The sequence below is a fragment of the Streptomyces jumonjinensis genome (assembly GCF_009600885.1).
Lineage (GTDB): Bacteria > Actinomycetota > Actinomycetes > Streptomycetales > Streptomycetaceae > Streptomyces > Streptomyces jumonjinensis.
Map to the genome: position 1 here is coordinate 19,331 of NZ_VCLA01000207.1, position 454 is coordinate 19,784.

At 67.6% G+C, this 454-nt stretch carries 1 protein-coding gene; it reads left to right on the forward strand.

The window, feature by feature from the left end:
• Positions 1-67 precede the first annotated feature (67 nt).
• Positions 68-454 (forward strand): condensation domain-containing protein (locus FF041_RS37390; RefSeq protein ID WP_194292382.1); only part of this gene is annotated, 387 nt, incomplete at its 3' end.

Consider the following 454-nt stretch of genomic DNA (forward strand, 5'->3'; position numbering starts at 1 on the left):
TGGTCTGGTCGTGCATGTCTCTGGTGCTGGTGGTGGTTATACGCCCTCTGATTTCCCGCTGGTGGCGTTGGATCAGTCGAGGGTCGAGGAGTTGGAGGCGGAGGTTCCGGGGCTGGTGGATGTGCTTCCGGTGTCTCCGTTGCAGGAGGGGCTGCTGTTCCACGCGCTCTTCGATGAGCAGGGCACGGATGTCTACGTCGAGCAGCTGATCCTGGGGCTTGAGGGACCGGTGGATCCGGCGGTGCTGCGGGCGTCGTGGCAGGCCCTGTTGGATCGGCATGCGAGCCTGCGGGCCGGTTTCCGGCAGCTGCCGGGCGTCGATGAGCCGGTGCAGATCGTCGCACGCGATGTGGTCCTGCCCTGGCGGGAGGAGGACCTGTCGCATCTGCCCGAGACCGAGGCGCAGGCCGAGGCGGAGCGGCTGGCCGGTGTGGAGCGGGGGCGTCGGTTCGAT